Source organism: Nostoc sp. CMAA1605, assembly GCF_021596505.1.
GTDB lineage: Bacteria > Cyanobacteriota > Cyanobacteriia > Cyanobacteriales > Nostocaceae > Trichormus.
This window is the reverse complement of record NZ_PJIZ01000048.1, coordinates 26,313-47,758: the sequence shown is the minus strand read 5'-3', so window position 1 is coordinate 47,758 and position 21,446 is coordinate 26,313. Positions and strand designations below refer to the sequence as shown.

The 21,446-nt window shown below is 40.8% G+C and carries 23 protein-coding genes and 1 pseudogene; 10 read left to right on the top strand and 14 right to left on the bottom strand.

Annotation, left to right across the window (positions count from 1 at the left end; all coding sequences use genetic code 11):
* Nucleotides 1–20 precede the first annotated feature (20 nt).
* The 5 genes and pseudogenes from CV014_RS17120 (at nucleotide 21) to CV014_RS30135 (ending at nucleotide 3,060) form a co-directional block, all read left to right on the top strand.
* Entirely contained in the window at nucleotides 21–1,052 is a 1,032-nt protein-coding gene (locus tag CV014_RS17120; protein WP_236143126.1) for a dihydroorotate dehydrogenase-like protein, read from the top strand.
* A gap of 225 nt (nucleotides 1,053–1,277) precedes the next feature.
* The gene (locus tag CV014_RS17115) at nucleotides 1,278–2,357 is read left to right on the top strand and encodes an ATP-dependent 6-phosphofructokinase (RefSeq protein ID WP_236143125.1); all 1,080 of its coding nucleotides are present in this window, start codon (nucleotides 1,278–1,280) and stop codon (nucleotides 2,355–2,357) included.
* A 53-nt stretch (nucleotides 2,358–2,410) separates the two neighbouring features.
* Entirely contained in the window at nucleotides 2,411–2,665 is a 255-nt protein-coding gene (locus tag CV014_RS17110) for a hypothetical protein (protein ID WP_236143124.1), read from the top strand.
* A 24-nt stretch (nucleotides 2,666–2,689) separates the two neighbouring features.
* A pseudogene (locus CV014_RS17105) lies at nucleotides 2,690–2,815 on the top strand (IS5/IS1182 family transposase); the annotation flags it as partial.
* A gap of 113 nt (nucleotides 2,816–2,928) precedes the next feature.
* Nucleotides 2,929–3,060, top strand: a complete 132-nt coding sequence (locus tag CV014_RS30135; protein WP_268964752.1) for a hypothetical protein — start codon at nucleotides 2,929–2,931, stop codon at nucleotides 3,058–3,060.
* A 9-nt stretch (nucleotides 3,061–3,069) separates the two neighbouring features.
* On the opposite strand, the gene CV014_RS17100 is transcribed toward CV014_RS30135, so the two are convergent.
* Both CV014_RS17100 and CV014_RS17095 read right to left on the bottom strand, forming a co-directional pair.
* Nucleotides 3,070–5,010: a tetratricopeptide repeat protein gene (locus CV014_RS17100; RefSeq protein ID WP_236143123.1), complete on the bottom strand. Its 1,941-nt coding sequence runs from the start codon at nucleotides 5,008–5,010 to the stop codon at nucleotides 3,070–3,072.
* A gap of 288 nt (nucleotides 5,011–5,298) precedes the next feature.
* Nucleotides 5,299–5,766: a toll/interleukin-1 receptor domain-containing protein gene (locus CV014_RS17095; RefSeq protein WP_236143122.1), complete on the bottom strand. Its 468-nt coding sequence runs from the start codon at nucleotides 5,764–5,766 to the stop codon at nucleotides 5,299–5,301.
* Nucleotides 5,767–6,111: 345 nt separating this feature from the next.
* Here CV014_RS17095 and CV014_RS17090 point away from each other — a divergent pair, with 345 nt between their 5' ends.
* Nucleotides 6,112–7,104: a glutathione S-transferase family protein gene (locus tag CV014_RS17090; RefSeq protein WP_236143121.1), complete on the top strand. Its 993-nt coding sequence runs from the start codon at nucleotides 6,112–6,114 to the stop codon at nucleotides 7,102–7,104.
* Between the two features lie 324 nt (nucleotides 7,105–7,428).
* Here the strand turns inward: CV014_RS17090 and CV014_RS17085 are convergent, their stop codons facing one another.
* Nucleotides 7,429–8,175: an ABC transporter ATP-binding protein gene (locus tag CV014_RS17085; RefSeq protein WP_236143120.1), complete on the bottom strand. Its 747-nt coding sequence runs from the start codon at nucleotides 8,173–8,175 to the stop codon at nucleotides 7,429–7,431.
* 116 nt (nucleotides 8,176–8,291) lie between these two features.
* Here CV014_RS17085 and CV014_RS17080 point away from each other — a divergent pair, with 116 nt between their 5' ends.
* Nucleotides 8,292–8,843, top strand: a complete 552-nt coding sequence (locus CV014_RS17080; RefSeq protein ID WP_236143119.1) for a Uma2 family endonuclease — start codon at nucleotides 8,292–8,294, stop codon at nucleotides 8,841–8,843.
* A gap of 48 nt (nucleotides 8,844–8,891) precedes the next feature.
* On the opposite strand, the gene CV014_RS17075 is transcribed toward CV014_RS17080, so the two are convergent.
* From CV014_RS17075 to cysE, 7 genes are all read right to left on the bottom strand, one after another.
* Nucleotides 8,892–9,668, bottom strand: a complete 777-nt coding sequence (locus CV014_RS17075; protein WP_236143118.1) for an ABC transporter ATP-binding protein — start codon at nucleotides 9,666–9,668, stop codon at nucleotides 8,892–8,894.
* A gap of 41 nt (nucleotides 9,669–9,709) precedes the next feature.
* Nucleotides 9,710–10,639, bottom strand: a complete 930-nt coding sequence (locus CV014_RS17070; protein ID WP_236143117.1) for a branched-chain amino acid ABC transporter permease — start codon at nucleotides 10,637–10,639, stop codon at nucleotides 9,710–9,712.
* Between the two features lie 23 nt (nucleotides 10,640–10,662).
* Nucleotides 10,663–11,265 carry a Uma2 family endonuclease gene (locus CV014_RS17065; RefSeq protein ID WP_236143116.1) on the bottom strand — a complete coding sequence of 201 codons (603 nt, stop codon included), beginning with the start codon at nucleotides 11,263–11,265 and terminating at the stop codon, nucleotides 10,663–10,665.
* Between the two features lie 21 nt (nucleotides 11,266–11,286).
* Nucleotides 11,287–12,237 (bottom strand): branched-chain amino acid ABC transporter permease, encoded by a 951-nt coding sequence (locus tag CV014_RS17060; RefSeq protein ID WP_236143115.1) that lies wholly within the window; start codon nucleotides 12,235–12,237, stop codon nucleotides 11,287–11,289.
* A gap of 112 nt (nucleotides 12,238–12,349) precedes the next feature.
* The gene (locus CV014_RS17055) at nucleotides 12,350–13,567 is read right to left on the bottom strand and encodes an ABC transporter substrate-binding protein (RefSeq protein WP_236143114.1); all 1,218 of its coding nucleotides are present in this window, start codon (nucleotides 13,565–13,567) and stop codon (nucleotides 12,350–12,352) included.
* Between the two features lie 224 nt (nucleotides 13,568–13,791).
* On the bottom strand, nucleotides 13,792–14,382 hold the full coding sequence (locus CV014_RS17050; protein ID WP_236143113.1) for a Crp/Fnr family transcriptional regulator: 591 nt from the start codon (nucleotides 14,380–14,382) through the stop codon (nucleotides 13,792–13,794).
* 178 nt (nucleotides 14,383–14,560) lie between these two features.
* Nucleotides 14,561–15,289, bottom strand: coding sequence for a serine O-acetyltransferase (cysE, locus tag CV014_RS17045; RefSeq protein WP_103136644.1), 729 nt, complete (start codon nucleotides 15,287–15,289; stop codon nucleotides 14,561–14,563).
* 350 nt (nucleotides 15,290–15,639) lie between these two features.
* Here cysE and CV014_RS17040 point away from each other — a divergent pair, with 350 nt between their 5' ends.
* Nucleotides 15,640–16,092: an RrF2 family transcriptional regulator gene (locus CV014_RS17040; protein ID WP_225977528.1), complete on the top strand. Its 453-nt coding sequence runs from the start codon at nucleotides 15,640–15,642 to the stop codon at nucleotides 16,090–16,092.
* Between the two features lie 293 nt (nucleotides 16,093–16,385).
* Nucleotides 16,386–17,222, top strand: coding sequence for a class I SAM-dependent methyltransferase (locus tag CV014_RS17035; protein WP_236143112.1), 837 nt, complete (start codon nucleotides 16,386–16,388; stop codon nucleotides 17,220–17,222).
* Nucleotides 17,223–17,393: 171 nt separating this feature from the next.
* On the opposite strand, the gene aroA is transcribed toward CV014_RS17035, so the two are convergent.
* The gene (gene aroA, locus CV014_RS17030; protein WP_236143133.1) at nucleotides 17,394–18,743 is read right to left on the bottom strand and encodes a 3-phosphoshikimate 1-carboxyvinyltransferase; all 1,350 of its coding nucleotides are present in this window, start codon (nucleotides 18,741–18,743) and stop codon (nucleotides 17,394–17,396) included.
* A gap of 896 nt (nucleotides 18,744–19,639) precedes the next feature.
* Between aroA and CV014_RS17025 the strand changes: the two genes are divergently transcribed.
* Nucleotides 19,640–20,152: a hypothetical protein gene (locus CV014_RS17025; protein ID WP_236143111.1), complete on the top strand. Its 513-nt coding sequence runs from the start codon at nucleotides 19,640–19,642 to the stop codon at nucleotides 20,150–20,152.
* Here the strand turns inward: CV014_RS17025 and CV014_RS17020 are convergent.
* The 3 genes from CV014_RS17020 to CV014_RS17010 form a co-directional block, all read right to left on the bottom strand.
* The gene (locus tag CV014_RS17020; protein WP_236143110.1) at nucleotides 20,114–20,332 is read right to left on the bottom strand and encodes a hypothetical protein; all 219 of its coding nucleotides are present in this window, start codon (nucleotides 20,330–20,332) and stop codon (nucleotides 20,114–20,116) included. The genes CV014_RS17025 and CV014_RS17020 overlap by 39 nt on opposite strands.
* On the bottom strand, nucleotides 20,310–20,891 hold the full coding sequence (locus CV014_RS17015; RefSeq protein ID WP_236143109.1) for a thioredoxin family protein: 582 nt from the start codon (nucleotides 20,889–20,891) through the stop codon (nucleotides 20,310–20,312). The genes CV014_RS17020 and CV014_RS17015 overlap by 23 nt, the downstream gene beginning before the upstream one ends.
* Before the next feature lie 256 nt (nucleotides 20,892–21,147).
* The gene (locus tag CV014_RS17010) at nucleotides 21,148–21,363 is read right to left on the bottom strand and encodes a chlorophyll a/b-binding protein (RefSeq protein ID WP_236143108.1); all 216 of its coding nucleotides are present in this window, start codon (nucleotides 21,361–21,363) and stop codon (nucleotides 21,148–21,150) included.
* Nucleotides 21,364–21,446 lie beyond the last annotated feature (83 nt).

Below are 21,446 nucleotides of genomic sequence, written 5' to 3'. Positions count from 1 at the left end.
TCAGCAGGAAAAATATCAACATGGATTTAACAACAACTTACATGGGGATGAGGTTGCGATCGCCGCTTGTGCCTTCAGCCTCTCCCTTGACAGGAGATATTGATAACATTGTGTGGATGGAAGATGCAGGCGCAGCCGCTATTGTCCTCCCATCACTGTTTGAAGAACAGTTAAGCATGGAAACTTACGAACTCCATCATCATCTCACCTACGGCACAGAAAGTTTTCCTGAATCTTTGACTTATTTCCCTGAACCAGAAAATTTCCGTCTAGGCCCAGACGAATATCTAGAGTTAATCTACAAAGCCAAACAAAAAGTAAAAATCCCCTTAATTGCCAGTCTTAACGGTTCTTCCTTAGATGGTTGGACAGATTACGCCAGAATGCTTGAGCAAGCAGGCGCAGCCGCCCTAGAATTAAACATTTACTCTGTACAAACTGATCCAGACAAAACCAGCGACCAGATAGAACAAAGCTATATCAATATGTTCCAGGTCGTCAAAGCCGCCGTTGCCATTCCTGTCTCAGTAAAACTGAGTCCCTATTTTACCAACATGGCAAACATGGCAAAACGTTTTGATCAGGCCGGAGTTGACGCTTTAGTATTATTTAACCGCTTTTACCAGCCAGACATTAACTTAGAAACCCTAGAAGTACAACCCCACGTACTATTAAGTACCCCCCAAGCCATGCGTTTACCTCTGCGCTGGATTGCCATTCTTTACGATCGCATCCATGCCGACTTAGCCGCCACAAGCGGGATTCACACTGCCCATGATGTCTTAAAAATGCTTATGGCTGGGGCAAACATTACAATGCTGTGCGCTGTCTTATTACGACATGGCATTAACCATTTGCGGTGTATAGAACAAGAAATGCGCGAATGGATGGAAAAGCACGAATACGAATCCGTCCAACAACTACAAGGCAGCATGAGCCAGAAAAACTGCCCCAACCCCAGTGCCTTTGAACGCGCCCAATATATGCGCGCTTTGCAGACATATAAACCAGAATGGGGCAGAATTTACGAACCTTCTTATTATCACGGTTGATGTTGGGCATGGGGCATAGGGCATGGAGCATAGGGCATAGGGCATGGGGCATGGGGCATAGGGCATAAGGAATTGACTATTAAAAATACAATTCTCTTCTTGTCTTCCTTGTCCCTTTAATTTCCCAATTCCCAATTCCCAATTCCCCATGCCCAATTCCCAATTCCCAATTCCCAATTCCCCATGCCCAATTCCCCATGCCCAATCCCCAATCCCCAAATTAATATGCGAAAAAGAATAGGTATTCTCACTAGTGGCGGTGATTGTCCAGGTTTGAATTGTGTAATTCGTGCAGTTGTTAGCCATGCCACACTGACTTATGATTGGGAAATTTTAGGTATTCCCTATGCCACTCAAGGTTTACTAGAACGGCAAGCGATCGCTCTCAATCTCCACGGTTGGGATTTGCGCGGTATTGACCCCTTACTTAATATGGGCGGTACAATTTTAGGCACAATTAATAAGGGTGACACCCTAACTCATGTAGATGATATCCTTGCCAGTTATCAAGCATTGGCGTTAGATGCCTTAATTGCTATTGGTGGTGATGGTAGTTTGGGAATTATTAATCAACTGGCAAACCAAGGTAATTGGAATTTGGTGGCTATTCCCAAAACCATAGATAATGATGTCGCCATGACAGAACGCGCCATTGGCTTTGATACCGCAGTCAATACCATTGTGGATGCTTTAAATCGTCTCACCTTTACCGCCGCTAGTCACGATCGCGTCATGATTGTTGAAGTTATGGGACGCACAGCCGGACATTTAGCCCTACACGCTGGTATTGCTGGGGGTGCAGATGTAATTTTAATTCCAGAAGTCAACTACACAATTAAGGGATTATGTCAACATATAGCCGAATTGCGCGATCGCTGGAAACGAAAATTTGCGATCGTTGTAGTAGCTGAAGGTGCAAAGTTGTGCATGGAAGATATGTGTAACACCACAGATACTACATCTCCAATCCCTACTTCTTCCCCCAAATGCGGTATAGGTCAATATGTTGCAGAGCGAATTGCCCAATTGAATGACGATATGATTGATACTAGGGTTTCTGTTTTAGGGCATATTCAACGAGGTGGTATTCCCTCAGCACTAGACCGTTTAACGGCTACTGTTTTCGGCAAAGCAGCCGTAGATTTAGTAGCTCAAGGACAGTTCGGTAAAATGTTAGCATGGCAATATGGGGAAGTTGTACCCGTTCCCATCTCCGAAGCCGTAGCCCAAAGTCCCCTACACGTTGATCCTCAAGGTTACTTAATCCAAAGTGCGCGTTCTCTGGGAATTTATGTTGGCGAGTAGAAAAAAGCAAAAGGCAAAAGGCAAAAGGCAAAAAATTGAAACTGGAAGACTAAATGTTTGAACCTAAAGCCTTAACGTTTGAACCTAAAGCCTTAACGTTTGAACCTAAAGCCTTAATGCTTGAACCTAAAGCCTTAATGCTTGAACCTAAAGCCTTAATGCTTGAACCTAAAGCCTTAATGCTTGAACCTAAAGCCTTAATGCTTGAACCTAAAGCCTTAATGCTTGAACCTAAAGACTTAATGCTTAAACCTAAAGCCTTAATGCTTGAACCTAAAGCCTTAATATTCAAGCTAATCGTCACTTAACCTTGTTTTTCTTTGCTTCCGAGCAACATCTTGCCAAGTTCAACGGTATACAGCTATTAGCGCAAGGGAGTTTAGAAAAAATTGAACCATACACTTTGGGGTCAAGTTTGCTCAAAATTAGGTAAATCAACACAACCTACCGCGATCGCACTTTTTACTCGAAAATTTGTGTTCAGAGGTCGAAGGATCGCCTTTTTAACTCGAAAATTTGTGTTCAGAAGTCAAATGATGAGGCTTTGAGGTGGAGCGATCGCCTTTTTTGGTTGACAATTCTTGTTCCAAACTGGAAAGATGAGGCTTTGAGGTTGAGCGATAACTTCGGCACACTTCGTAAACGCATCCTCAACAACAAGCGATCGCTTACCTTTGAAATTATGAATATTTTATTAACTTAATAAACGCCCCTAACAACTGTTCCTCTCATTTTTCAAGAACTCTAAGTTTTCACAAAATAGAGCGCTACTAGGATCGAGGCGAACAGCTATTTCTAATTCGGTGATCGCAGCTTCTAGCTTCCCTTGATTATACAGCGCTACCCCCAGCTTATTGTGAACCTCTGCATAGTTTGGGTTGAGGCGCAGGGCTGTTTGGTAGCTGGAGATCGCTGCTTCTAGCTTTCCTTGAGCGTATAGCGCTAACCCCAAGTGATAGTAAACGTCTGCATAGTTTGGGTCGAGGCGCAGGGCTTTTTGATAGCTGGAGATCGCTGCTTCTAGCTTTCCTTGCTCGAAAAGCACTAACCCTAAGCCATTGTGAGCCAGTGTATTGTTTGGGTCAAGGCGCAAAGCTGTTTGGTAGCTGGAGATTGCAGCTTCTAGATTCCCTTGCTCGGAAAGTGCTAACCCCAAGTTATTGTGAGCCATTGCCAAGTTTGGGTCGAGGCGCAGAGCTGTTTGGTAACTGGCGATTGCTGCTTCTAACTTGCCTTGATTGTACAGCGCTAACCCTAAGTTATTGTGAGCGTTTGTATTGTTTGGGTCGAGGCGCAGAGCTGTTTGGTAACTGGCGAGCGCTGCTTCTAGCTTCCCTTGATCTTCCAGCGCGCACCCCAAGTTATTGTGAGCCATTGCATTGTTTGGGTCGAGGCATAGAGCTGTTTGATAGCTGGCGATTGCGGCTTCTAGCTTCCCTTGTTTGTGCAGCACACCACCCAAGTTATTGTGAGCCATTGCATTGTTTGGGTCGAGGTGCAGGGCTGTTTGGTAGCTGGCGAGCGCTTCTTCTAGCCTACCTAGCTCGTCCAGAACAAACCCCAATTTAATGTGAGCGAGTACAGAGTTTGAGTCAAGACGGATGGCTGCTTGGTATTTCAGGGCTGCTTCCTCGAACTTTTTATCTTCGCGTAAACGATCAGCTTCGTTGATCAGGCTTGTGACTTTATCTTGGCGCTTTTCTTGCTCTTGTGCAGTGACTTGCTCCTCAAGCAAAGTTACATCCTCATCCCTGAGTTTTAGCATCTGCTGATAATTCTTTAACCCTTCACGGCTGTGTTGGCTGAGTGGATACTTCCATTGCAGGACTTTGATTAATTCTTGCTCGTATCGGCGCAACTTTTGCTGATAGTCCTCTAGTGATACTTCTACCTTTTGAATACTAACAACCTTGAGATACAAATCTCCCCGTTGATTGGTTATCGGGTTCAGTTTACCTTTACCTCGAATCCGCAGTTTTTTACCAGGACTAGAACCAGATGGAACAGTCACAGTAATTGAGCCATCTTCCAGCGCAATCTTCTTTTCTGTACCGTAGGTTAATTCAGCGATGCTCAGAGGGAGTTCTAGCGTTAGGTCAGTTTCTATTTGATTACCAGGTTGAGATGGAGCATTATCTGTTGCGGGTTTGAGAGCAAGAGGCTTTTGGTTTGCTGATCTGTCTTTGGGAGGTGAGTAATTCGCGCTAGCAACTAATCGCGCCACTTCTTGCCGAATTCCCTTGACAACTTCTAAGAATGCTTCATCTCGGTCACTCCAGCTTTTTATCGGTTTGCGATTACTTGGCAGGGGTGACAATTTATCAATGGGAGGATTGTCCCAATCTGCATGGCGTAGCAATACGGGAATCACACGAGCTTTACCTGCGGCATTTTGTTCTAAGGCGCGTGTAACTTCAACTGTCCAGTGATAGTCTGAAGCAATAAAATCTGGACTCACTAACAGTAAAATTAGCCCAGCTCGTTTGAGGTACTTATTAATTTCAGCTTGAAACTCTTGCCCAGCGATAATTTCACGATTGTGCCAACTAGTAATAAGTTGTTCCCGCAGCAAAGTTGCTAGATGCTTCTCTAACTCTTCGCGCAGTTCTTCATCTTTTTGGTGATAAGAAATAAAAACTTCAATAGACTTCATAAAGGATATGGCAAGAGGTTGGCTAGTTTCAAAGAAAATTACAAAAGTTTTTGCTCGATTTCCTCAAGTTGCTGGTCTCATCTATGTTGTTCTGTTTAGGCTTCCTGAATTTGCACTTCTAGCTTCAGTTTTAGTGAAAGTCCCAGATGTAGTAAGTAGAACGGTGTAAATAATTAAAGGTTTGTAGTGAGGACTTTAGTCCTTACTACGAACTAAATTCAGTTTTTTTTTACATTACTTTACATAGTTTGGTTTTTTCAAGTCGTTCTACTTAGTTCCAGCAGCAGTTCAAGAGGAGGATTTTGATTTAGCAATATCTTCAACTACTCTGCGAATCCCTTGAGCGATATTTAAAAAAGCCTCATCTTGGTCTTGCCAAGTGGTGACAGGTTTGGCATTTTTGGGCAGTGCTTGCAGTTTCCCAAAAGGCGCACCATTCCAGTCTGTTGGTTTGAGAATAATGGGAATTACACAAGCTTTCTTGGTTTCATGTTGCTCCATAGCCCGTGTCATTTCTTTGTCGTAGCAGTAATCTGAAGCCAGAAAGTTAGCACTTACCAGCAGCAGAATTATATCTGCAACTTCCAGATTTTCATCAATAGCATTTGCCCATTCACTCCCAGCAGTGATTTCGCGGTCATGCCAAGCTTCAATAACTCCCTGACGTTTCATCATGATCAGATGAGTTGCCAATTCATCACGTAAGGCTTCATCTTTGTGGGAGTAGGAAAAAAATACTTTAACCGCATTAGGCATCTTCGTTAAATTTACTCAATTAAATGGCTTTATACAATTATATAAATCAAATTTGCCTAAATAATCTCCTCAAATATAAAGCTCAAACAAGAAATTATTAATCATCCTCTGTGAGCCAACTGTGGTTTATTACTGAGAGATATCCATTATATTTATCAGGTTGTAAACTAGAACACCATTCTATTCGAGTTATTTTTCTACTTGCATCGTACAAGTGCAAAGGTAGATGTAACATAAGTAAATATGGGTTTGTCCATTAATGAATTGTTAAAGCAATGGTTTACGCCTTGCTTTATAGCGATCGCATCTCAATTATTATGAATAAACTAGGGGAAACTTCCCATCATGACTGCGAATAAAACTCACAAAAAAGGTAAATCTTTACCTCCTAAACTAATTATCGGCATGGGGAAGTTTGTCTGGACAACTCTTTGGCAAATCATGATGTCAAAAATTGCTCCCCGAAATCAATCAGGTGAGTATATTCGTCCCAATAGCGAATTGAGAAATTGGGTTAAATCTGAAGAAAATAGCCCCTATCCACCAGCAAGCGGACGTTATACCTTATATGTAGGGATGGGTTGTCCGTGGGCGCATCGCACGTTAGTAGTGCGCGCATTAAAAGGATTAGAATCAGTTATCGATGTATCTGTTGTTTCACCTTCGGCTGAGTCTGGCGGTTGGGTGTTCGACTCACCAGAATTAGGTTGTTCTACACTCGCTGAATTATACGCCCTTGCCCAACCTGGATACAATGGACGCTCTACAGTGCCGGTGTTGTGGGATAAGGAAACAAAAACTATTGTAAATAATGAGAGTGCAGAGATTATTGTGATGCTTAACTCTGAATTTAATGAGTTTGCGGCTAATCCTACACTCAATCTTTATCCACAGGAACTAAAAGAACAGATTGACCAATGGAATGAAAAAATATACACATACGTAAATAATGGTGTATACCGTTGTGGTTTTGCTCAAACGCAAACTGCTTACAACCAAGCTTGCGAACAACTATTTACAACCTTAGATGAGATTGAGGCGGCTTTAGCTAACAGTAAATATCTGTGCGGAAATCAGGTGACATTAGCCGATGTGCGCCTATTTACAACACTATTTCGGTTTGATATTGTCTATTACGGTTTATTTAAATGTAATGTGCGCCGCATCCAAGATTATCCACATTTAAGCATTTATTTACGTAATTTATATCAGCTACCAGGAGTTGCAGATACTTGTGATTTAGAAAGTGTAAAACGTGATTACTATGGTAATCTTTTCCCTTTAAACCCTGGCGGAATTATTCCTCTTGGCCCCGATATATCATATTTAAAAAAGTAAGATTAAGCAATGTAAAAATAATATAATTCAGTTCGTAGTAAGGACTTTAGTCCTTTTCTGTTTGCGGAGCATCAATTTATGATGACTAATTAAAAGATGATTAAGGGAATACTAAAAAATAAATTATCCCAAATCAACAGCTTAGTAGGGTGCGTCAGTATGAATAATCTCTTTGTATGGTTAGGTTTTCTTGCACTGACGCACCCTACAGTTTGGATATTTTTTTATCTGGAAGTCCCTAATCAAGTAAAACTTAAATTTGTAGTGGCGTGTTCATCCACGACAAAGTATTTATTTAAAAATTAAATATGAATCCTATGATAATTATCCCAAATAAGCTTTTTTAACTCTTTCATCGTTGATTAAATCTGAAGCCGCACCTGTTAAAGTGATAGTGCCAGCTTCTAATACATAGCCTCTATCGGCAATTTGTAAAGCCAGGTTAGCATTTTGTTCTACTAGTAAAATTGTGACTCCTGTAGCACGTAAATTCTCAATAATAGTAAATATTTCTCTGACAATTGCTGGTGCTAAACCTAAACTTGGCTCATCTAATAATAATAGTTGTGGTCTACTCATTAAAGCACGGGCGATCGCTAACATTTGTTGTTCTCCACCACTGAGAGTTCCTGCTAGTTGATTGCGTCGCTGTGCTAATCGGGGAAATAACTCAAATTGCTTTTGAATATCAACTTTAATTTCGGCTTGATTTGACCGAATATAAGCACCTAAAAGTAAATTATCTAACACTGTTTGTTTAGCTAACACTCGTCTCCCTTCTGGACAATGGGCAATTCCTAGTTTGACGACTTCATGGGGTTGGCGGCGAGTAATATTCCGTCCACTATAAATAATTTGTCCGCTGTAAGGATTTACTATTTTAGATATGGCGCGTAGTGTTGTGGTTTTACCTGCACCATTGGCACCAATTAAAGTAACTACTTCACCTTTTTTAATGTTTAAATTAATTTTTTTCAGGGCTTGAATACCGCCATAATTAACATCAAGGTTTTGTACCTCTAACATGACAAAATCTTCAATATTTTCAGTTTGGTGTTCATTGGTGTTCATTGGCGGTTTCAGAAAAATCGATTACTCAGACAAACCTTACATAATATCAATATAAGGTTTTTGCAGTGCGTTTAAAATAGGAAAATATCAAGAGTCTTGGGGAGGAATCAAGCATCATGACTATGATTACTGCTAAGTGGTCAATTGACGAATATCATCGCATGATTGAGGCGGGAATTTTAAGCGATCGCAAAGTTGAACTACTCCAAGGAGAAATCATCGAAATGTCCCCAGAAGGCGAACCCCATGCTTATTGTAGCCATGAAGCTGCAAACTATCTGATAAAGTTGTTAGGTGACTTAGCTACGATACGCCAAGCCAAGCCTATCACTTTACCTAACGAATCTGAGCCTGAGCCTGATATTGCTATCGTCCAAAATTTAGGACGAGAGTATTTACTGCATCACCCTTATCCAGAGAATATTTTCTGGGTGATTGAGTATGCTAACTCTAGTTTAGAGAAAGATTTAGAAACAAAAAGTAAAATTTATGCCCAAGCCGGAATTTTAGAATATTGGGTTGTGAATTTGCGAAAGCTCAACTTAGTTGTATTTCGAGATATTCTAGATGGAGAGTATGCAACTAAACAAACATTCACAACAGGAATAATTCAGCCACTTGCATTTCCAGATATTGCCGTCGAAGTAGAAAAAATTATTAATAAGTGAATAATCATCATATTCCCGATTGTTTGCAGCAGTCGGGGGTATATTTAATCATTCATTACCTAAATAAGCCTCAATTACAGCCGGATCATTTCTAATTACCGATGGTTTACCCAAGGCGATTAATTGACCAAAATCTAACACAGCGATGCGATCACATAATCCCATTACTAAGGGGACATGATGCTCAATAATAATGATAGTTAAATTGAAGCGATCGCGGATATCCCGAATAAAATCACTAAGTTGCGCCTTTTCGCTAGGATTCATTCCCGCCGCAGGCTCATCTAGGAGTAATATTTGCGGTTCTAAAGCTAACGCGCGCGCAATTTCTAAGCGACGCTGATCACCATAGGCAAAATTTCGGGATTTTTCCTCAGCGCGATCGCTTAATCCCACCATCTCTAATAATTCTAAAGCCTTCCGTCTACTTTTATTCTCCTCTTGAGGTGCTGGTGGTAAACCTAAAACCCCTGTAATTAAACTACTATTAGTATGTAAATGTCGAGCAATAATTACATTTTCTAAAGCTGATAATTCCCCAAACAAGCGAATATTCTGAAAAGTTCTAGCAATTCCTAAATTAGCAATTTGATGAGAACGCAGTTGCGAAATTGCTTTTTCTTGATAAGTTAACTCACCACTAGAAAGAGGAATCAACCCTGTAATTAAATTAAATAAAGTTGTTTTACCCGCACCATTAGGGCCAATTAACCCAAAAATTTCATATTGATTAACACTAAAAGAAACATTATTTACCGCCACCAACCCACCAAAACGGCGAGTAAGTGAATTAGCTGCTAAAATAGGTTGCTTGTTCTCTGTCATTGTTGACTATTGACTATTGACTGTTGACTACTGACTACTGACTACTGACTATTCCCCCGTTTACCCCTTTTAAAACTATCAGGAGTAATCAAACCTTGAGGAAAGAAAATTGTACCTATAACTATCAATAAACCAAAAATAATTAACCTACCATCTCGAAGAAATTGAGCTAACCACACAGGAAAACCACCTGTATCAGCTAGACTGCGTAAAACCTCTGGTAAAGCTGTAAATACCATACCACCTACAACTGAACCTAAGAAACTTCTTGAACCACCAATTAAAACAAAAGTTAAATAAATAATACTCGCGTCAAATGTGCCTTGTCGTGCGTTCCAAGTGTTAAGGAAATGCGCGCTAATTGCACCAACTGTACCCGCTAAAATAGCTCCTAAAGTAAAGGCTAAAACTTTATAATAAGTGGGATTAATTCCCATTGCACCTGCGGCTAATTCATCTTCTCGAATTGCAGTAAACGCTCTACCAACTCGCACCCTTTCTAAGCGATAAAATAGCACCATACTAATTAATAGTAATGGTAAAGCAATCCACAAGTATTCTATTTGAGTTTGGAATGGTTGAGGGATAGCAAAAATCCCCACAGCACCACCTGTAATTTCTAAATTCAAGGAAAAAACGCGTAAAACTTCTACAAATGCAATAGTGGCGATCGCTAAATAAATTCCCCGTAATCTTAAAGCAGGAATTCCTATAACTATACCCAATAAACCCGAAACTAACCCAGCAATTACCATCTCCAATAACAACAAGTGTATGGGGAATAAGTTACTATTAGATGTAAAAACTTTAGTCGATAAAATTGCTGCTATATAACCACCTAAAGCATAAAATCCTGGACTAGCTAAAGATAATTGTCCAGCCATCAATGGTAAATAAAGTGAGAGTCCGAGTAACGCCCCTAATACCATTGAAACAATGAGTGAGCCATAAGTCGAGAAAAATTCAGCCATTGCTTAAATTGCTTAATGAAATTCTAAGCCGTCAAGATTTGTGATGCTGTCAGTTGTAATTCTGGAAAAGTTCTAGAGACTATTAAATCAGCACCTTTAAAAGATGTACGCTCATATTCACCATCAGCATTTAATAAAAAAACAAACACTGTCGGTTCTTTGGGTTGTCCCAAGTATTTCCTATCACCAATTGCCAAATAATCCACAATCCAATATTTAGGAATGCCTAATCTTTGATATTCATCCAATTTATCAATATAGTCATCTTCCCAATTAGTTGATGTTACTTCTACAGCCAACTGAATTGGTTGACTCAGTGCAGCATAAGCCGAACGATCTGCACGCCATAAATCTCTATCTATGAAGCTAACATCAGGCTTGCGTCCTTGTTCTATACCATTAGCAGTTACAGTTCTAAAAACTGCCGTATTTTTGACGACATAATTCAAATTAAGACGTTTAATTTCTTCTTTGAAAGAGTCGGCTGTAAAATCAGCAACATCATCATGATTTCTAGTTGAACGCACTTCTACTATTTCCCCATTAACAAGTTCATAAAAACCTTCCTCTGGAGATTGATCAAGAAACTGCTCAAAGGTTAATTTCGGTTTTGTAAATGTTGTCATGGCTTTGTAACTCAACTATCCTTATACTTTCTGGATGAACCGACGACCTAATAAACCTTGGGGTCTAACTAATAGCATGACAAATAAAATGCCAAAAGCTACAGCGTCTTTATAGCCAGAAAATTCCGCCGGGACGAGTGCTTCCACGACACCAATGAGTAAACCCCCCAAAACCGCACCAGGGATACTTCCTAAACCACCCAAAACAATCACCGCCAAACCCCGTAACCCAAAGGCGATACCAAAATAGGGGCCTGCAATACTGACGCTAGAGGCTACCAAAGTCCCGGCTAACCCTGCTAGAAAACTGCTGAGGAAAAATGTCAAGATGATAAAGCGATCGCTATCAATTCCTAATAGACTAGAAGTAACTGGATCTTCTGCGATCGCCTGCATAGCTTTACCGTATTTAGTACGATTAATAAAATAGGTGAGGATAGCCACAATTACCATCGACACCCCAAAAATAATCACCTGTACACTCCGAATGGGAATTGGTTTTTCTACACTCCCAAAATTAATGGCGGCTGGTAAATTACCAAAAGTATTAGCAGGAAAAGTATAACTTTCTGCACCTACTAAATACTGAATTAAATTTACAATTACTACTGCTACCCCTAAGCTAGAAACTACTGTTAGTAAAGGGTCAGAACCTTTATTTCGCAAAGGTTTGAATGCAATGCGTTCCATTCCCACCCCCACCAATCCAGCCAAACCACTGCCTATAATTAAAGCCATAGCAAATGGTAATTGTACTGGTAGCATCAAATTAGCAAATAAGCCATTAAATCCAAAACTACCACCCATGAGTGCATAAGTAAAATATGCCCCCAGAGTAAAAATTGCCCCATGCGCTAAGTTAATAATCCCTAAAATGGAATAAACCAACGTATAACCCAAAGCAAAAATTGCATAGACACTACCAATAGATAGGCCATTTAACAATTGTTGAATAAATAAACTAATGTCCATAGTAATTTATGAGGGATTGGCTATTGGGGATTGGAGACTTGAGTTCGTAGTAAGGACTTTAGTCCTTTTTTAACTAAAGTTCTCACTACAAACTATTCCCCAATCCCAATCTCTACTTCAAGAATGCAAACTTACCCTGACTACCATCTTTTTCCATTTTAATTTGAGCCACATAAAAATCTTTCTGTACAACCTCACCTACAGGAGTAAAACTAATTTCTCCTAAAATGGTATTGTACTTACCTACCAAGATTTGCTTGTTTAATTCTGTTCTTAACTGTGGTAGTTGTAACTGAGCAACTTTGCTTTTATTATCTAACTCTTTGAGCGCATCTACATATACTTGCACTGCGGTAAAAGCTTGCGCGCTAAATTGAGGGGGTTCTTTCTTAAACTGATCTAAGTAAGCTTTACGAAAAGCCGCGTTAATCTCGCCAGGATGTTCTGGACTGTAAGCTTGAGCTATCAACACACCATCGCACAAAGCTTTACAAACCGGGAAAATATTTGATGTATTTAATCCATTTCCACCAATAATTAAGCCTTTATAACCTAGTTCCCTCAATTGTCTAACTAAGTTACCACCATCAGCCGCTAATCCCGAAATAATTACTAAATCTGGTTTTAAATTAATGGCGTTGGTAGCTTGGCTTTGAAAGTCAGTGTCAGTTGTTTGAAACTTTTGAACTGTGACTAATTCTAAACCTTGGTCTTTAACAGTCTTTTGAAAAATTTCCGTTTCTGATTTGCTAAAAGCATCATTTTGAGCAAAGAAAACAGCAACCTTTTTAATATTAGGATTTTGTTTGAGAGCAGCTTTGACAGCATTAGGTGCAACTACAGAAACCGGAACAGAAACACGAGCGACATAATCACCGATTTCAGGTATACCTTTAGCTGTATTTGATGGGCCGATGACTGGTACTTTAGCACGTTCAGCTACAGGGTCAGCACTAAAGGCTTGCTGCGATAAAGTAGGGCCGACAATCCCAACTACTTTATCTCTATTAATTAAAGTTTGAAAAGCATTAATCGCGCCTGCTTCGTCTCCAGCAGTGTCTTGCAATACTAACTTAATGAGTGTACCGTTAATACCACCCTTATCATTAAAATACTTTTCGGCAATTTTCACTCCAGCTACCTGTTCTTGACCTAACAAAGCGACATTACTAGTTTGAGCGATCGCAATACCAATAGGAATTGTTGTAGATTGGTTTGAGCTACTAGGTGTCTCACTTGTAGAATTATTTGCGGTATTACTTCCACAAGCTGTTATGAGTAGCACACAGGCAGATGTTAATATACTTTGTCGAGATAATATTTTTTTCATTGGTAAATAGTTATTTAGTTATTAAAAAAGTTGTAAAACGCAACACTTTATGCCCACACAAGAAAATGTAGACATACATTTACAAGAATTTTATTAAATCATTTTTCCTGACTAAAAAACAGTCGGGTATTAGTCAATAGTCAATAGTCAATAGTTATTAGTCATTGAGATACTTGTCTACCTTGTCTCCCAGTACCCAGTCCCCAATCCCCAATCCCCAACAACTAAATCTCGTAATACCAAATCTCTTCTTCTCGCAGAATAATTCTATTGAGCGATCGCCTGTCAATCAATCCCTCCTGCTCAAACTGTCCCAAAATGCGAGTTACTGTCACCCTTGTCGAACCAATCATATCAGCTAAGTCTTCGTGAGTCAGACGCATATCTATCAAGCGTCCTTTCTCTACTTCTGAACCAAACCTGTGAGATAACCACGCCAACAACTTCAGCAGCATAGTCTCTACTTTCTTGTAGCTGCGAATCACGGCTAACTCTTCAGCTTGTTGGATGTGCGCCAATAAAGTTTCTGTCGGATAAGACCATTCATCTAAGGGTAAGATTCTCGCCTCCACCTTAGTCAAACACTCCATTTGATAAGGTTCTAATTTTGATAGAGCCTTACCAATAACATCTCCAGCACCCCATAACCCCAAGGCTACAGTTGTACCATTTTCCAGATATGTAAAGGTTCTAACAAAACCCGTGTCAATCTGCCAGAGGCTATTTTGATACTCCGGTAAAAATGACCGTCGTGTAAACAACAGCTTAGTATTGTGACTAGCTGAGTTAATAAAGCTTGATTTTAGTGACACCACTGGATATTACACTTAACCGATTCATTAACCGTAGTATATCTATAGTAGGCGTTCTGATACAAGGGGGGATTGGGGATTGGGGATTAGGGATTAGGAGACAAGGTAGACAAGGTAGAAGAAGTATTAATAACTAATGACTAATGACTATTGACTATTGACTATTGACCATTGACCAAAATCAAATTCCCGCACCATCTAAAAATTCTTCAATCATGGAATCGGACTCAGTTTGGTGAGAGTTGTAAAGTTGCTCTAGCGTTATGTAAGTGGGGACTGGGGTTGATTTAGTTTCTAGCTGTTCTATTTGTTTTTCTAAATTTTTGACTCTCTCAAACAACGCTCGAATCACTTCTGCTTCTACGTCGCGCAGTTTTCCATGCGCCAAAAAATCTGTATTGGAGTTATTTTCACGGGTTACACGCCCTGGAATTCCCACCACTGTAGTGTTGCTGGGAACATCTCTTAACACAACTGAGCCTGCGCCAACACGGACGCGATCGCCGATGGTAATATTACCCAATACCTTCGCACCCGCACCTACAACTACATGACTACCTATTGTCGGGTGACGTTTACCTGTCTCTTTCCCCGTACCCCCCAAGGTGACACCTTGATAAATTAAAGCATAATCACCAATAATGGCTGTTTCACCAATAACTACACCCATACCGTGATCAATAAATACGCCCTTGCCAATAACTGCCCCTGGGTGAATCTCAATCCCAGTTAGGAACCGACTAATATGAGAAAGAAACCGTGGTATAAACGGCACATTCAGTTTATACAGCCAGTGTGACAAGCGATGAAACAATAACGCTTGCAACCCCGGATAACAAAACAACACCTCCAGCCAATTCCGTGCTGCTGGGTCACGCTCATATATGGTTCGTAAATCAGTTAGTAGCATGATCTTCCTGAGTAAATGGATGGATTTAGGGTTATAGAAGTATGAAGATATGAGGTTTAGGGCTATAAGGAGTCGATAAGTGCCTGAAATCACCGCAAAGTGATTTTCAAACAATCTTTTACGCCCTCATACCCTTACACCCCCACACCCTTACACCCCTTGTTGTTGTGTCCTCACCAAGAACAGTTGAAGCAATTGGGTAAAATTGTGTAAGATAATCTACGGTAAGTCGATAGATTTATGTCTTTACTTTATAAGTCGGATGTTATCACATCTAAGACTGAGAAAAAATTAAATTCGCATAAATTGCGTTAAATCAATCAACTAACCGTATTATCTTGAGTACACACTTGAATAGCCAAAACTACGCTCTTTTAGATTTATCTGCCAAAGTTGAATACGCGCTACTGGCACTATTAGAATTGGCAACTCACCACGGACAGAAAGTTCTGACTGTGGGTGAAATTACTGCCAAACAACCCATACCTGAGCGATATCTAGAACAAATTTTGACTACCTTGCGGCGTGCTGGCGTGGTACAAAGTCAACGTGGTGCCAAAGGAGGGTTTGTTTTAGTGCGTGAACCTTGGCAAATTACCTTATTAGAAATCATCACTTTGGTAGAAGGTGAGCGCAAAGACAAAGATATTTCCGAATCTCCATCTTTAGAAAAAACTTTAGTTCATGAAATTTGGGATCAAGCTAATGCAGCCTCGACGGAGGTTTTGAATCGCTATACACTCCAAGATTTGTGTCAAGAAAGAGAGGCACGTACTCAGCAGAGTCCCATGTATTACATTTAGGAGATATTAGATAATTAAATCTGATAGTCAACAACACATTTATAATCATCCTAAATCATTTATGATGATTTGGGTTAGGAGCCTGGATAGGAGACTTCCAGAAAATAATTTATTTTTTTAGCTGGCAGTCTCTAGTGTAGAGGTGTAGCTTTTCTCGCTATCACTTTCCTTTCTGCCTGCTGCTAAAAGCTTTTCTAGTTTGCTGTGTCAGTTTTGGATGGGCAAGTTAAGTTAATAGGTGATATGTTGCCAAAATATTGGCACTTGGTATAAAGCTCACTTGCACACAACTTATGAAAGATTTAGAACAAAGAAAAAGTTGGTATAGCCAAGTAGCAAATATCTACACTTCGCAGCAGAGAAAAAACTGGTATAGCGAAGTAGCTGATGCCTATAACAAAACTAGACCACGCTATCCTCAGCAATTAATTCACCGTGCTGTAGAGTTAGCTAAACTTCCACAAGACGCAGTTATTTTAGAAATCGGCTGTGGCCCTGGAAATGCTACAGTTGCTTTTGCTCAGTTAGGTTTCACAATGGTCTGTCTAGAGCCAAGCCAGAAACTTTGCCAAATAGTAGAGCAAAATTGTATACAATATCCTTCTGTAGAAATTACTAATACATCTTTTGAAGAGTGGCCGCTAGAGCCTGAAAAATATCATGCTGTTTTAGCGGCGACATCTTTTCATTGGGTTTCACCAGAAATTGGCTATGCAAAAGCAGCCGATGCTTTAAAAGCAGATGGTCATTTAATTTTGCTGTGGAATATGACACCCCAACCCCAGTATGAAGTTTACGCGGCTTTTGAGGAGGTTTATCAGCATCAAGCCCCAGCTTTAGGAAGATACGAAGAACGAGAAACACAGCACAAACAAATACTCAGATTCGGACAGAGTGTGATTGATTCTGGTCTGTTTAAGTGTTTTGTCTCGGAAGAATTCCCTTGTGAGTTCACTTATAGTATTGATGATTATTTAACGCTTTTAAGTACCCTGTCGCCATACATAGCTTTAGATCCGCAACAAAGAAATGCTTTATTTGCTGGCTTAAAGACTGTGTTAGAAAAAAACTCCATTACTAATATTTCTGTATCGTTTTTATCAGCCCTGCAAATAGCCCAAAAGATGTAAGTGGGGTTTGCGGCGGAGACAGAGAGAGGGCAGGGGGCAGGGAGCAGGGGGGAAGAATCCAATGATCATATTTTGGTCTGATTTATTGAATCAGTTATTTTCTGGAAGTCCCCAATGCCCAATGCCCAATGCCCAATGCCCCAATCCCTAATCCCCAGTCCCCAATCCCCATTACCCCAAAATCTGTTTCAGTGTGTTAGTGAAATTAGGATAAGAAATAGCGGCGGCTTCAGCGCGGTGAATTGTGGTCACGCCACTGGCGTTTAAGGCGGCGATCGCTAAACTCATGGCGATGCGATGATCGGTATGGCTATCAACGTCTGTTCCTCTTAAGGGAGTCCCGCCTGTAATTTCCATCCCGTCTGGTAATTCCGTCACTTGCGCGCCGAGTTTATTGAGTTGTTGCGCCATCACTGTAATGCGATCGCTTTCTTTGACTCTCAACTCTTCTGCATCCCGAATTACGGTAGTACCTTCGGCAAACACCGCCGCCACAGCCAAAATCGGGATTTCATCAATCATGCGCGGTACGATATCCCCAGCAATGGTGCAACTGCGTAAACGACTATAACGCACTCGCAGATCCGCCACAGGTTCCCCGGCGACTTCACGCTGATTTTCTAATTGGATATCCGCCCCCATCATTTCCAAAGCTTCTAAAATTCCTGTGCGGGTGGGATTCACGCCGACGTTTTCCACCACCAATTCTGAACCAGGAACAATCGCCCCAGCCACTAACCAAAAGGCCGCAGAACTAATATCCCCTGGGACAATGACTTTTTGACCGTACAATTGCGCCTGGCCTGTGACCGTCACGCTTTTGGTTTCTGGATCAACACTGACATCTGCACCAAACGCCCGTAGCATCCGTTCGCTGTGGTCACGGGATAGGGCTGGTTCTGTCACCGTAGTTTTACCCTCAGTGAATAAAGCCGCCAGCATAATACAGGATTTTACCTGGGCAGAGGCGATGGGTGAATGATAGTGAATGGGTTTGAGGATTTGTCCTTGTACCGCCAAAGGTGCTAAAGAATTATCCTTACGTCCCCAGATTTGCGCCCCCATTTGTTGCAGGGGTTTGACGACACGGGACATGGGACGCGATCGCAAAGAATTATCACCGGTGACTGTAAAAAAGCGTCCTGGATGAGATGCTAACAATCCCAACATCAGACGCAGTGTTGTCCCAGAGTTACCCGCATTCAACACATCTACAGGTTCTTGTAAATTACCTAAACCAATACCTTTCACCCGCACCAATTCAGTATTCAACGGTGAAATTTCTGCACCCATAGCTTGAAAACAGCTAGCAGTGCTACGGGGATCTTCACCCAAAAGTAACCCTTGGATTTCCGTTTCACCTTGGGCGATCGCACCCAACATCAAAGCCCGATGGGAAATTGATTTATCCCCTGGTATCTGGATACGACCCTGTAAGGATACCCCAGTAGCAGGTGTTTGAATAATTAACTTGTGGGAAAGGTCTTCTTGAGATTCTAATGTTATGGCAGCAGCTAACATCACAATATACTTTCTGAAAATTAGAGATTGGGGACTGGGAATTTGAGATTTTGCGAAAAGTTCTACAGCCGGGTTTCCCGCGTACAGAACTTTTCAAGACGGATTTTAGATGAAACTCTCTTCAAAATAGTCAATCCAAAACCCAAACTTGAACAATTAGCAACAGGGAAACAGCAGAAGCATTGTAAGCAGGTGGAGAAAAATACAACCCCCATACCCCATGCCCTATACCCTATGCCCATTATTGATAGAGACTGCCTAGTATAGTATCGCTTTTTGCTCTCTCAAAATTGCTAATCAGCTAAGTTGGGGTGAATTTCGATGGAATTTTGAGAAAACTGTCTGTAGCTGAAACAAGCTGCTTTTCATTGCGCTTAATTATCTATTCCCTATCTTGCTAACTATAGGACTCGTATTTGATTTTTGCGAAGCTAGGTACACTTTTATTTCTTCTTCCCTGTTCCCTGTTCCCTGTTCCCTGTTCTCTGTTCCCTGTTCCCTGTTCCCTGTTCCCTACCTACGCAAACAATTTCACCGAATCAAAGCGGATTCATATAGCAACTTGGGTTAGTATAGATTTATTTTTTAGTTATTGCTACTTCACTCTTATGTGGGATACTCAGTAAGTATTCTGATGGTAACTCTTAGTTGTCTTTTTTCACAAAAGTATAACTTTTCACAGAGTTTACTTAATAAATTTCATTATTCTTACATGAACTTTTGAGATTCATATTCAACTTATTTTGATGTTTGTTTATATAGCTTACTAAAAAAGCATCTTCAGTTAATATTAAGCAAGTTTTACTATGTTTTATTCTTTAGTTGCTTACCCAATCAACTGAAGTATCTGGTATTAATTTCATCTTGTTCAATAGCTTTTAGCCTTCAACGCTCCCATGCTCACTCATCACCGCAAGCCCGTGTGCTTATCACATATTTCCACAGACCTGCCATTCTGGTCAGTGGTAGAAACTGCTGGCACGCTGTATCAGAAAGACACTGATAGATTCCATCTACTATTAACTGCACCGCCTCTAATCACCTGTGAAGTTGCATTTCCCCACGAAATAGAAGATACAGCGACCCCACACAAAACTAAAGCTTATACTCCCACTAGCCCTAGAGTGCTGTGGTTGGAAATTTCTCCTTATCGGATCATTATGACCATGCAAGGTAACGAACAGGTGAGTTACCGTCACTTTTGGGAACAAGGTGTTTATGGGGTGAGCCGATATTGGCTACCTACAGAATCAATACAACCCAATGATCCCATCCGCTTACGCAACTTTACCAAAAATCTCACCCTCAGTGGCAATCCCCTGCCAGAGCATCTACGTATAGAGTACGAACTTTGGGCAGAAAATGTCCAATTAGGACACTATATTCTCAATTTGGAAATTCAACATTAATGGGGAATGGGGCATGGGGCATGGGGCATAGGGCATAGGGCATAGGGCATAGGGCATGGGGAATAGGAAGGAGTCAAATCTACCTTGTCCCCAGTCTCCAGTCCCCAGTCCCCTGCCCCCTGCCCCCTGCCCCCTGCCTCTTCCCAATCCCCAACCCCTACCCAAAATAACTGGGTTCATTCCCCGCTTTCCATTTGATATTGCAACCAATGCTAGGCTTTTGTTCAATAGTCACAGGTTGACTGGCTAAAGCGGCATCAATCGCAGCACGTAAATCTGCGCCTGTGACTGGTTTACCGTTACTGGGACGACTATCGTCTAACTGTCCGCGATACACAAGTTTGCGTTCTGCATCAAACACGAAAAAGTCAGGTGTACAAGCGGCTGTATAGGCTTTGGCTATGGCCTGGGTTTCGTCGTAGCATACCGGAAATTGCCATCCCTTTTCTATGGCTAATGCTTTGAGGGAGTCAGGCGCGTCATCTGGATATTTTTCAGCATCGTTAGAGCTAATAGCGGCGATCGCTAAATCACTCGTGCGATAATCTTCTCCTAGCTTGGTAATTTCGTCTTGAATATGCTTCACAAATGGGCAATGACGACAAATAAACATCACTAACAAAACTTTTTGCTCGGCAAAACTAGCTAGGGAAATTATTTTGCCAGACACTACTTCAGGTAGATGAAAATCTGGTGCTTTTGTGCCTAATGGCAACATGGTAGAAGCAGTTAAAACCATAATTTGTGAAAGGTGACAGATTATGAGGTTACAGGAACAAAATGATACCAATTGGCAATTCAGACAGATGAAGTTTAAAAGAGTCTCTCAAACAAGAATCTATAGGCAAATTTTAGAGAATTGGTTTAGTCTGTTTCTTCTGCCCTTGGTCACTGTCAAAATATCACAAAAGTCTGAATACATTAAGAGACAGGAAATTTCCTGTCTCTGATTTTGTTAATTTACTATTTTTACAAAACTTAAGATTTTATTATTTTTATAGATTTGAGAAGAAACCAAAAATACCATGTCCTGTAAACACTTCTAAAGCAATTAGAGCAATAAACCCAATCATGGCTAAACGACCATTGAGTAATTCTGCATAGGGAGTGAAGCCGGTGCGATCGCCTTGTTCATCTACATACACCTTTGGCTCAATCGCGAAATTATTCATTAAACCTTGATCGTCAACGATGGCATTGTTTGTACGCATTTTGTTTTTCCCAGTTATTTATGATGTAACAAACTGTAACAAATATATAAATTTTTGTAAAGCATCTTAATCTGTCCAAAGAG

Bases quoted from the DNA above. Each gene is read 5' to 3' on its own strand.
- CV014_RS17110 (WP_236143124.1), top strand. From the start codon at position 2,411: ATGTTTGAACCTAAAGCCTTAACGTTTGAACCTAAAGCCTTAACGTTT.
- CV014_RS17095 (WP_236143122.1), bottom strand. From the start codon at position 5,766: ATGCCTAATGCGGTTAAAGTATTTTTTTCCTACTCCCACAAAGATGAA.
- CV014_RS17035 (WP_236143112.1), top strand. From the start codon at position 16,386: ATGAAAGATTTAGAACAAAGAAAAAGTTGGTATAGCCAAGTAGCAAAT.
- CV014_RS17080 (WP_236143119.1), top strand. From the start codon at position 8,292: ATGACTATGATTACTGCTAAGTGGTCAATTGACGAATATCATCGCATG.
- CV014_RS17055 (WP_236143114.1), bottom strand. From the start codon at position 13,567: ATGAAAAAAATATTATCTCGACAAAGTATATTAACATCTGCCTGTGTG.
- CV014_RS17070 (WP_236143117.1), bottom strand. From the start codon at position 10,639: ATGGCTGAATTTTTCTCGACTTATGGCTCACTCATTGTTTCAATGGTA.
- CV014_RS17010 (WP_236143108.1), bottom strand. From the start codon at position 21,363: ATGCGTACAAACAATGCCATCGTTGACGATCAAGGTTTAATGAATAAT.
- CV014_RS17025 (WP_236143111.1), top strand. From the start codon at position 19,640: ATGCTCACTCATCACCGCAAGCCCGTGTGCTTATCACATATTTCCACA.
- aroA (WP_236143133.1), bottom strand. From the start codon at position 18,743: ATGTTAGCTGCTGCCATAACATTAGAATCTCAAGAAGACCTTTCCCAC.
- CV014_RS17065 (WP_236143116.1), bottom strand. From the start codon at position 11,265: ATGACAACATTTACAAAACCGAAATTAACCTTTGAGCAGTTTCTTGAT.
- CV014_RS17120 (WP_236143126.1), top strand. From the start codon at position 21: ATGGATTTAACAACAACTTACATGGGGATGAGGTTGCGATCGCCGCTT.
- CV014_RS17015 (WP_236143109.1), bottom strand. From the start codon at position 20,891: ATGGTTTTAACTGCTTCTACCATGTTGCCATTAGGCACAAAAGCACCA.
- cysE (WP_103136644.1), bottom strand. From the start codon at position 15,289: ATGCTACTAACTGATTTACGAACCATATATGAGCGTGACCCAGCAGCA.
- CV014_RS17020 (WP_236143110.1), bottom strand. From the start codon at position 20,332: ATGAACCCAGTTATTTTGGGTAGGGGTTGGGGATTGGGAAGAGGCAGG.
- CV014_RS17075 (WP_236143118.1), bottom strand. From the start codon at position 9,668: ATGACAGAGAACAAGCAACCTATTTTAGCAGCTAATTCACTTACTCGC.
- CV014_RS17060 (WP_236143115.1), bottom strand. From the start codon at position 12,237: ATGGACATTAGTTTATTTATTCAACAATTGTTAAATGGCCTATCTATT.
- CV014_RS17100 (WP_236143123.1), bottom strand. From the start codon at position 5,010: ATGAAGTCTATTGAAGTTTTTATTTCTTATCACCAAAAAGATGAAGAA.
- CV014_RS17090 (WP_236143121.1), top strand. From the start codon at position 6,112: ATGACTGCGAATAAAACTCACAAAAAAGGTAAATCTTTACCTCCTAAA.
- CV014_RS17115 (WP_236143125.1), top strand. From the start codon at position 1,278: ATGCGAAAAAGAATAGGTATTCTCACTAGTGGCGGTGATTGTCCAGGT.
- CV014_RS17085 (WP_236143120.1), bottom strand. From the start codon at position 8,175: ATGAACACCAATGAACACCAAACTGAAAATATTGAAGATTTTGTCATG.